This window comes from Burkholderia sp. Se-20378 (assembly GCF_017104665.1).
Lineage (GTDB): Bacteria > Pseudomonadota > Gammaproteobacteria > Burkholderiales > Burkholderiaceae > Burkholderia > Burkholderia lata.
This window is the reverse complement of record NZ_JAAGPG010000347.1, coordinates 1-8,975: the sequence shown is the minus strand read 5'-3', so window position 1 is coordinate 8,975 and position 8,975 is coordinate 1. Positions and strand designations below refer to the sequence as shown.

Below are 8,975 nucleotides of genomic sequence, written 5' to 3'. Positions count from 1 at the left end.
CAGCAGCGCGGCGACATGGCGTGCCGAGCAGCGCACGCCGATCGCCCGCAACAACGGCGCGCCCCAGGTCTCCGCCAGCCCCGCGCCAGGCGGCTCGTTCGGGTCGCCGCCATGCGCGAGCAGCAGTTCGAGTGCATCTGCGTCGCGCATGTCGAACGCGCGCCGCAACGCATTCGTGCCGCCTACCCGCGCGCCGTGTTCGAGCAGCACGCGCGTACAGGCCGGATTTTCGACCGAGTGATACAGCGATTCGCCGTCGTTCGGATCGGCGCCGGCTTCCAGCAGCATGGCGGTGAGCACCGGATCGCGATTGACGCCCGCCGCGCCGTACAGCGCCGACAGCGGCTCCGCTTCGTCGGGTGCGGCAAGCGAAGCCGGCGGAAAGCGGTTGCCGATCCGCTGGTTCGGATCGGCGCCGGCATCGAGCAGAAGACGCGCGCACGCGCGCAGCCTGACGGCAAACTGGGGAAGCTGCCCGAGCCGCGAATGCGTGACGGCAACCAGCGGCGGCAGCTTCAGCACGCTGCCGCCGCGCGCGATCCAGCCGGGATCGGCGGCCAGTGCCGCCTTCACCGCGTCGAGGTCGCCGGCCGCGCAGGCAACGGTCGGATCGCCCGCCACGAGATCGGGATGGTCGAGCAGCAATTGCGCGGCGACGCGCGGCCGGGGCGCGTCGAAGCCGCCGGTCACGTCGCCGCCGTACGCCAGGTGGAGCCAGCGCCGGATCAGCTCCGATCGCTGTTGCCCCGCCAGCGCATGCGTTTCGACGAATGCGCCGAGATCGGCCCACGACGCAAAACCGTACTCGCGCGCAATGCAGGATTGCGCGTCGTGCAGCCGAAGCCCGAGCGCGAGCGCTTCGTCGTGGGTGCGGTTCGCTGCTGCAGGGAGAAACCGGACGAAGCGCGCGACGGCATCGGCGTCGCCCTGCCGGTACAGGCGCAACAACGCCTTGGCCTGCTTTTTCAGATGATCGGGATTGGCCTTGGGAGGCAGCTTTTTCATGCGAATCCTCGTGCAGTAAATGGCCGAAGGTCCGCAATACCGCCAGCACAAAGGACAGGAGGAAAGCTGAATTTGCTGCGACAGGTGGGTTCAACCCTTTCCGCGGACCCGGAAGCGACCTGCATCGCTGACCGGTATCCTAGGCGACGGCCGGCGACCTCGTCAACCGCGCCGCTCTCCGCGGCGGCGGCGCTCAGCCCGCGAGCTTCTTCGTCAGGAAAATGCGCGCGTGTCCGACCGGATAATCCGGCAGCTCGCCGAAGCGGACATAGCCGCGCTTCTCGTAGAACGGCCGCGCCTGAAAGTCGAACGTGTCGAGCCAAGCGCCGTGGCAGCCGCGCGCGACGGCTTCCGCCTCGGCCAGATCCATGATGCGCGTGCCCGCGCCCTGGCCGCGCGCGGCCTCGGGCACCACGAGCAGGTCGACATGCAGCCAGCCGTACGCCGTGCTGCCCCACAAGCCACCGACCACCACGCCCTCGCCATCGGTCACGACCACGGCCAGCGGACGGGCGTCGTTCGGGCCCGCCTGGCTTTCGTTGAACCGGATGAGCGGCGCGACGATCTGCTTGCGAACGTTCGCGTCGCCCGCATCCGTCACCTCGTATGTGAACGTCATCGGTTGAATCCGCTTGAATCGACCATAAGGAAGCGTTGAAGCCGTACGACGCGCGTCAAACGACGTAAGCGCCCTTCGCGTGCAGTTCGGCTTCCGTGCGCTCGAGCGCGGCGATCGCATCGCTGCCTTCGAGCGCCAGCAACTGCGCGACCAGCGCTTCGGCCATCGCGTGCGCGGCCACCAGCGACGGGAAGAACGACGGGCTGTCGTGCGTGAAGATCAGTTGCGCATCCGCGTGCAGTGCGATCGGCGACACAGCGCTGTCGGTGATCGCGACGATCCGGCTGCCCTGCGCCTTCGCGGCCTGCGCGACGCGCGTCGCTTCCTGCGAATACGGCGCGAAGCTGACGACGACGGTCACGCTCTGCTTCGCGATCGTCCGCAGCTCCATTTCGAGCGAACCGGCGACGCCGTTGAGCAGCGACACGGTCGGACGGAACAGCCGGTAGCCGTACACGAAGCCGAATGCGACCGGATAGCACGAGCGAAACCCCGCGACATGCACATGCGACGCCTTGCGGATCAGTTTCGCGGCATCGGCGAGCGCGAGCTCGTTCTGCGCGGCGGTGGCCGACAGGTTGTGTTGTTGCGCGGCAAGCAGGTCGTGCGCGAGCGACGCCTTCGCGTCGGGCCGCACGAGCGAGCGCGCCCGCTGCGTGAGCGGCTCGGGGCGCGTGCGTACACGTGCGACGCACAGGTCGCGCAGCTCGTTCCAGCCGGGGAAGCCGAATTGCTGCGCGAGCCGCACGAGCGACGCGGGCTGCACCTGCGCGCGCTGGGCGACCTTGCGCATCGACGAGGTGGCGACTTCGTCGGGATGATCGAGCAGGAAGGCGGCGCCCGCCTGGAATTGCGGGCTCAGCTCGGAAAATTGCGCCCGGATCCGGGACGCGAGTTCGTCGAAATTGGCGGCCATCTTGGTGGGAACGGGAACCGGTCGTCCATGGTATCACCGGCCCCGCGCGCACCGGTCAGCGCAGCACTTCCACGTGATCGGCGTCGACCTTCACGCTGCCCGACCACTTGCGCTCGAATTCGCCGGTCACCTTCACTTCGCTCTTGTCGCTGACGGGCTGGCCGGCCGTCCACAGCTTGTGGTCGATCTCGACGCGGATCGTGCCGGTCGCATCGGCGAATTCGTAATCCTCGCCGCCGACATGCTTGACGATGCGGCCCTGCAACTGCACGTGCTGGTCGTCCTTGCCGTTCGCGAGCAGCTCCTTCACGGTGGTCGTGGTCAGCGTGGACGGCCCGGTGTATTGCGCGTAGACGGCGGCGGGCAGCGTGGCGAGTGCAACCGTCAGGATTCTGGCCAGGTGTTTCATGATCGCGGTCCTCTTCTTCGATGTGACGCCGCGCCCCGTTGAACGCGACGGCTCCAGATTACGGACCGTAAGATTAAGCAAACCTGAAGGTCGCGCCGAAGCGACACGGTGCCGCATCGGACGCGTACGAAAGCCCGCCGCGCACCGCCCGCATTTAAGGTCTGCCTAAGACGCGGGCGCTTATCATGGGAACCCCGGGCGCCACGGCGCCCCGTTGAAGAGACACCAATTCATGCGCGTATTGCTCGTCGAGGACGATCCGCTGATCGGCAGCGGGCTCGAACAGGGCCTCAAACAGGAAGGCTTCGCGGTCGACTGGGTGAAGGACGGCGACGCCGCGTCCCTCGCGCTGCGCGCGACCGGCTACGGCCTGCTGCTGCTCGATCTCGGGCTGCCGAACCGCGACGGCCTGTCGGTGCTCGCCGCGCTGCGCCGCCGCGACGAAAACCTCCCCGCGATCATCATCACCGCGCGCGACGGCGTGCCCGACCGCATCGCAGGCCTCGACGGCGGCGCGGACGACTATCTCGTCAAGCCGTTCGAGCTCGACGAACTGCTCGCCCGCATCCGCGCCGTGAACCGCCGCCATGCGGGCCGCGCGCAGACGACGCTCGTGATCGGCCCGCTGCGGCTCGACCCCGTCAAGCACCTCGTCTGGCTCAACGACGACGAAGTGCCGCTGTCGCCGAAGGAATTCGTGCTGCTGCACGAGCTGATGCGCGACCCGGGCGCGGTGATTTCGCGCGAGCAGTTCGAGGAGCGGCTGTACAGCTGGGGCGAGGAAATCGAGAGCAACGCCGTGCAGGTGCACATCCACAACCTGCGCAAGAAACTCGGCCACGACATGATCCGCACGGTGCGCGGCGTCGGCTACCGGATCGGTGACGGCGCATGACACGCATGCAACAGGCGATCGCGCGCTGGCGCAACGCGTCGCTGCGGCGACGCCTGCTGACGTGGCTGATGCCGGCCGCGTGCGTGATCGGCCTCGTCGCGAGTGCGGGCACCTACTGGGGCGCGCTGCGCGAGCTCGACGACCTGCTCGACGACCAGATGCGCAGCATGTCGAAGCAGATCGTCGTCGGCCCGAACGGCGAGCTGTCGTTCAGCAACCACGCCAACGGCAAGCACGGCTTCGAGGCGAGCGACCCCGACGCGGTGCTGCTGCAGGTGTGGCGCAACGGCACGCTCGTGTATTCGACCGACCGCGATTCGAATCTGCCGCCGCCCGAGCAGAAAGGCATCGCGAGCGTCGACGTCGACGGGCAGCCGTGGCGCACCTATGTGACCGAGCGCGGCGGCACGACGATCCGGCTCGCGCAGGCTCGCCATGCCCGATGGGAAGCGATCGCGGGCATCGCCGTGCACCTGCTGTGGCCCGTGTTCTCGATGCTGCCGCTGCTCGCGATCGGCCTGTGGTTCGGCATCGGCGCGGGGCTGCGGCCGCTGCGCTCGATTGCATCCGGCCTCAAACGCAGGAATGCGAACAATCTGGAACCGGTCGACGTCGGCTCGATGCCGAACGAAGTCCGACCGCTCGCCGAAGCGATCAACGACCTGCTCGCGCGCCTCGACCGCTCGTTCACGCTGCAGCGCCACTTCATCGCCGATGCCGCACACGAGTTGCGCACGCCGATCATGGGGCTGTCGATCCAGTCGCAATTGCTGCGGCGCGCGTCGACCGCCGAGGAGCGCGAGCACATCCTCGCGCAGATCCACGCCGGCACGACGCGCCTCGGCCACCTCGCCGAGCAGTTGCTGACGCTCGCGCGCCTCGAACCCGATGCGCAGGCGGCCGCCTCCGCGTCGGCCCCCGTCGATCTCGCCGCGCTGTGCCGGTCGGTGGTGTCGGATCGCACACGCGTCGCCGACGCGCACCGGATCGATCTCGGCGCGATCGTGTCGACGCCCGTGATGACCTCGGGCAATGCGGACACATTGCGCGTCCTGCTGAACAACCTCGTCGACAACGCGATCCGCTACGCGGGCGACGGCGCGCGTGTCGATGTGTCCGCACGCATCGACGGCACGACGCCCGTGCTCGAAGTCGCCGACGACGGCCCGGGGATCCCGGAAGCCGAACGCACCGACGTGTGGGAGCGCTTCTATCGCGGCGAAGGCGCGCAGGCCGTCACGTCGTCGGGCAGCGGGCTCGGGCTGTCGATCGTCAAGCGGATCGCCGAACAGCATCGCGCGACGGTCGCGCTCGGCACCACGCGCGGCGGACGCGGGCTGACCGTCACGGTGCGCTTTCCGCTGCCGGGCTGACGCGCGCACATCGTGCGGCTTTTCCACAGATTGTGTTGGCAAGCTTGTGGACAACCTTCCATTAACGGCACCAAGCCATTGATCGGAAAGGGTTTGTCCGTCGTGCGCGGCAAATGCACCCGCCCGGGTCAGCGCCACGCCCGGATCAGTTGTCGTCGACGATCCGCTCGATCCGCAGGCCGGTCGAGGTTTCGAGGATGCTGGCGTGCTGCTCGACGCGGCAATACAGGCGCCCCTTCGGATAGTCGTCCGGCCTGGGGCGCGTGCGATCCTCGACATGAACGACGACGGTGCCGCCGCCCGGATACGCACCGACGCGTTCGCCCATGTAATAGAGCTGGCCGTTCAGCTGGTAATAGCCGTGCCCCAGATACCAGAACGAGTCCTTCTCCGTCGCGATTGGCTGGTGGCCAAGGTAGATCGCGTCGCCCTTCCTGACGATCGGGTAGTACAGCAAGCCGATTTTCGGTTCGATGACGGTGTAGTGATTGGCACGGATGTCGTCGAGCACCTTGTCGCGAAGTTCGTCGCTCAGGTAGGTGCTACGGCCGAAATACTCGGTGTGATGGTACGCAGGCTGACAGGCGTGCGCACTCATGCCGCATGCCACCGCCATCAACGGCACGGCGATCGTTTTCCGGATCGTTCTCACTGATTTCTCTCCAGGTTCTTTATTGTCGGCCCGCCATCGGGTGCGGCAAATGTTACCGATGCCGGATCGCGTCGCCAGTTTACCGACCCGCTCCCGTTCAAGGACGTGCATTCGTCTAATTGACAACTAGTTGTCCAATACGTAAAGTAGTTGTCAATTCATCCCGCGCATCGAACATGACGAAATCCGCGAAATTGACCGCCGTCGCGCTGTCCGTATTCCGCTTGAACGGCCTGCTGATCGAATGGGGCAACACCTTCTCCGGGCCGCACGGCCTGACCAGTGCGCGCTGGCAGGTGCTGGGCGCCATCTCGCTGGCGCCGGACGCCCCGAACATTCCGCAGATCGCCGACGCGATGGGCATCACGCGGCAGGCCGTGCTGAAGCAGATCAACGTGCTGACCGACGAAGGGCTGGTGCAGTCGCGGCCGAACCCGGCGCACAAGCGCTCGCCCCTGTACGCGCTGACGCCTCGCGGCGAGGCGGCCTATCAGGCCGTGGTCGAGCAGTGGCAACAGCATGTCCGCGACATCGCCGGCGACTTCAGTTCGGCCGACCTGGATGCGGCGATCCGCGTTCTGTCGGCGATGTCCCGCGCGCATGGCGCCGATGCACCGGAGTGAGCGTTCAATCGCCCCGCCCCCCCTCACCTTCACCCGCAGGAGTTCCCATGCCTCATTTCAAGCCGATGGATCCGGCCTTTCCGATCCAGCAACAGATCGCCATCGATGCGGAGCCGGTCGTCCTCGTCAACGTGTTCACGTTGGCCGCCGACGACGAAGCGGACTTTCTTGCCGTGTGGAAGGACGACGCCGAATTCATGAAGCGGCAGCCGGGATTCATCTCGACCCAGTTGCATCGCGCGCTCGGCGACAGTCCGACTTACCTGAACTACGCGGTCTGGGAGTCGACCGCAGCGTTTCGCGCGGCCTTCACGCATCCGGATTTCGTCGCCAAGCTGTCGGCCTATCCGTCGTCCGCCGTCGCGAGCCCGCACCTGTTCCAGAAAGTCGGCGTGGCCGGTATCTGCACGGCGTGAGTGCGTGCATGAATCGGGGCAACGCGTGGCATTCGCGGGTGGGTTGCGTGTCGCTCGCGCACCCCGACTTCTCCACAGAAAATGTTGGCAAGCTTGTGGATATCCTGCGCACCGCAACGCTAAGCCCTTGATCCGATGGACTTTGGCACGCGTGATGCAGACGAGGCCCCGGTGATGGCCATCGCAGCCGCCGCTTCGCCGCACTTCGCGTCACGACGCCACGTCAATGCACGCCGCAGCCGATACATACGCGCCCGCCATGCGTTGCGCCACTTACCCACAGATTTTGTTGGCAAGCTTGTGGATATCCTGCGCAAGCCTGCGCTAACCCGTTGATCGGGCTACGGTTCATGCGCGGCGTCACGGTTGCGGCACCGTGCGGCCCGAGCATGCGCGCCGGCGGACGATCCCGCGCAATAGCGGCGCAACAGCAGCGCATCACCGCCGCCTTGACGCTCGCGCCTGCCACGCGTCAAGATCACGCGAGCCGCACGCAGGCGCGCATCGCCGGCTTCACGCGACGGCTCAACGGCCCGGCCGTTCCGCCGGCGCCGCACCACGACACCTCACTCCGAGGAAGACCATGGAACACTTCACTGCGTGGCAGTTGGTCGTCTCAATCGTGCTGGTCGCCGTCGTCATCTATCCGTACGTCCGCATCGTCCGGCGCACCGGGCATTCGGGCTGGTGGATCCTGACGATGTTCGTCCCGATCCTGAACTTCATCATGTTGTGGGTGTTCGCGTTCGCGCGCTGGCCCACCGTCGACGATCGGCAGCCCTGACCGTCGCCACCGCGGCCGCGCGGCTTGTCCACAGATTTTGTTGGCAAGCATGTGGATAGCCTGCGCATACCGCGACCAAGCACTTGATCCGAAAGACTTTGTCCGCGCCGCTTCAAATGCGGCACGCGACCGGGAAAGTGCCGCTCAGACGCCCATTCAGCATGGGGCGTGGCGCCTTCCGCGCGTGCGGACCGGCTTGTCCACAGATTTTGTTGGCAAGCATGTGGATAGCCTGCGCATACCCAGGCCAAGCGCTTGATCCGAAAGACTTTGTCCGTGCCGCCTCAAACGCGGCACGGCGGCCCGCGCCACGCCGGATGCGGCCGCGCGCGAGCTTGTCCACAATTTTTGTTGGCAAGCATGTGGATATCCTGAGCATGCGTGACCTAAGTTGTTGATCGCACAACGTTTGATCGCGCAGGTCACGGCTGCGGCACGGCATGCGTGCGGACCGCATCACGCACGCCGCGCCGTACCGCCTCAACCGAATGCCTTGACCACGATGCGTGCGACCGACGCTATCACGTCTTCCTTCGCGCGCGCATCGGCGCTCGCCTGCGTGTAGTACACGACCAGCACGATCGGCCCACCCGACGGCGACCACACGACACCCGCGTCGTTGGTCGTCCCGTAATCGCCGGTGCCCGTCTTGTCGGCCACCGTCCACCCTGCCGGCACGCCGGCACGAATCCGCTTGTCGCCAACCTTGTTGCCGCGCATCCACGCGACGAGCTGCGCACGCTGTGCGGCCGGCAGCGCCTCGCCGACCATCAGCACGCGCATGCTCGCGGCCATCGCGGCCGGCGTCGTCGTGTCGCGCGGGTCGCCCGGCAGCGCGGTATTCAGTTCGGTCTCCCATCGATCGAGCCGGAACGTGTCGTCGCCGATCGAGCGCGCGTAGGCCGTCACCGCCGACGGGCCGCCGAGCAGCTTGATCAGCAGGTTCGCAGCCGAGTTGTCGCTGTACTGGATCGCGGCCTCGCACAGCGCGGCAACCGTCATGCCGTCGCCGACATGCTTCTCCGACACCGGCGAATAGTTGACGAGGTCGGCCTTGGTATACGTCACGCGCTGTTGCAGCAACGCCGGGCGATCGACGCTCTGCGCCAGCACCGCCGCGCTCAGCATCGCCTTGAACGTGCTGCAGAACGGGAAGCGCTCGTTCTGGCGATGCTCCACGCGCCGGCCGCTCGCGACGTCGATCGCGCACACGCCGAGGCGACCGCCCGCGCTGCGTTCGAGCGCCGCCAGCGCATCGAACGTCTGAGCGTCGAGCGAGATAG

Annotated in this window: 10 protein-coding genes and 1 pseudogene; 5 read left to right on the top strand and 6 right to left on the bottom strand. The window is 66.9% G+C overall.

Translation table 11 applies throughout. The features are described 5' to 3' along the window. The 4 genes and pseudogenes from G3N93_RS27595 to G3N93_RS27580 all read right to left on the bottom strand — a co-directional run. Positions 1-1,005: pseudogene (locus G3N93_RS27595) on the bottom strand (hypothetical protein); the annotation flags it as partial. 193 nt (positions 1,006-1,198) lie between these two features. Then, positions 1,199-1,624 (bottom strand): N-acetyltransferase, encoded by a 426-nt coding sequence (locus G3N93_RS27590; RefSeq protein ID WP_174985598.1) that lies wholly within the window; start codon positions 1,622-1,624, stop codon positions 1,199-1,201. 55 nt (positions 1,625-1,679) lie between these two features. Continuing rightward, complete coding sequence (locus G3N93_RS27585; RefSeq protein ID WP_206134389.1) at positions 1,680-2,540, bottom strand: MurR/RpiR family transcriptional regulator; 861 nt, start codon at positions 2,538-2,540, stop codon at positions 1,680-1,682. A 55-nt stretch (positions 2,541-2,595) separates the two neighbouring features. Then, a complete protein-coding gene (locus G3N93_RS27580; protein WP_011354377.1) occupies positions 2,596-2,949 on the bottom strand; it encodes a YgiW/YdeI family stress tolerance OB fold protein in 354 nt (117 codons plus the stop codon). 232 nt (positions 2,950-3,181) lie between these two features. Between G3N93_RS27580 and G3N93_RS27575 the strand changes: the two genes are divergently transcribed. Further along, complete coding sequence (locus G3N93_RS27575) at positions 3,182-3,844, top strand: response regulator (protein WP_206134388.1); 663 nt, start codon at positions 3,182-3,184, stop codon at positions 3,842-3,844. Further along, positions 3,841-5,217 (top strand): ATP-binding protein, encoded by a 1,377-nt coding sequence (locus G3N93_RS27570; protein WP_206134387.1) that lies wholly within the window; start codon positions 3,841-3,843, stop codon positions 5,215-5,217. The genes G3N93_RS27575 and G3N93_RS27570 overlap by 4 nt, the downstream gene beginning before the upstream one ends. A 145-nt stretch (positions 5,218-5,362) precedes the next feature. Here the strand turns inward: G3N93_RS27570 and G3N93_RS27565 are convergent, their stop codons facing one another. Then, positions 5,363-5,869, bottom strand: coding sequence for a hypothetical protein (locus tag G3N93_RS27565; protein WP_206134386.1), 507 nt, complete (start codon positions 5,867-5,869; stop codon positions 5,363-5,365). Positions 5,870-6,045: 176 nt separating this feature from the next. On the opposite strand from G3N93_RS27565, the gene G3N93_RS27560 reads away from it, so the two are divergent. The 3 genes from G3N93_RS27560 to G3N93_RS27550 all read left to right on the top strand — a co-directional run bounded on the left by G3N93_RS27560 (position 6,046) and on the right by G3N93_RS27550 (position 7,692). Next, positions 6,046-6,492 carry a MarR family winged helix-turn-helix transcriptional regulator gene (locus G3N93_RS27560; RefSeq protein ID WP_206134385.1) on the top strand — a complete coding sequence of 149 codons (447 nt, stop codon included), beginning with the start codon at positions 6,046-6,048 and terminating at the stop codon, positions 6,490-6,492. 47 nt (positions 6,493-6,539) lie between these two features. Continuing rightward, entirely contained in the window at positions 6,540-6,908 is a 369-nt protein-coding gene (locus G3N93_RS27555) for an antibiotic biosynthesis monooxygenase (protein ID WP_206134384.1), read from the top strand. 583 nt (positions 6,909-7,491) lie between these two features. Beyond that, positions 7,492-7,692 carry a hypothetical protein gene (locus G3N93_RS27550; RefSeq protein WP_206134383.1) on the top strand — a complete coding sequence of 67 codons (201 nt, stop codon included), beginning with the start codon at positions 7,492-7,494 and terminating at the stop codon, positions 7,690-7,692. A gap of 480 nt (positions 7,693-8,172) precedes the next feature. Here G3N93_RS27550 and blaPEN-bcc read toward each other — a convergent pair. Then, positions 8,173-8,975 (bottom strand): PEN family class A beta-lactamase, Bcc-type (gene blaPEN-bcc, locus G3N93_RS27545; RefSeq protein ID WP_206134382.1); only part of this gene is annotated, 803 nt, incomplete at its 5' end.

What these genes read in the sequence shown, in the direction of transcription:
- G3N93_RS27590 (WP_174985598.1), bottom strand. Translation starts at nt 1,624, where the DNA reads ATGACGTTCACATACGAGGTGACGGATGCGGGCGACGCGAACGTTCGC.
- G3N93_RS27585 (WP_206134389.1), bottom strand. Translation starts at nt 2,540, where the DNA reads ATGGCCGCCAATTTCGACGAACTCGCGTCCCGGATCCGGGCGCAATTT.
- G3N93_RS27580 (WP_011354377.1), bottom strand. Translation starts at nt 2,949, where the DNA reads ATGAAACACCTGGCCAGAATCCTGACGGTTGCACTCGCCACGCTGCCC.
- G3N93_RS27575 (WP_206134388.1), top strand. Translation starts at nt 3,182, where the DNA reads ATGCGCGTATTGCTCGTCGAGGACGATCCGCTGATCGGCAGCGGGCTC.
- G3N93_RS27570 (WP_206134387.1), top strand. Translation starts at nt 3,841, where the DNA reads ATGACACGCATGCAACAGGCGATCGCGCGCTGGCGCAACGCGTCGCTG.
- G3N93_RS27560 (WP_206134385.1), top strand. Translation starts at nt 6,046, where the DNA reads ATGACGAAATCCGCGAAATTGACCGCCGTCGCGCTGTCCGTATTCCGC.
- G3N93_RS27555 (WP_206134384.1), top strand. Translation starts at nt 6,540, where the DNA reads ATGCCTCATTTCAAGCCGATGGATCCGGCCTTTCCGATCCAGCAACAG.
- G3N93_RS27550 (WP_206134383.1), top strand. Translation starts at nt 7,492, where the DNA reads ATGGAACACTTCACTGCGTGGCAGTTGGTCGTCTCAATCGTGCTGGTC.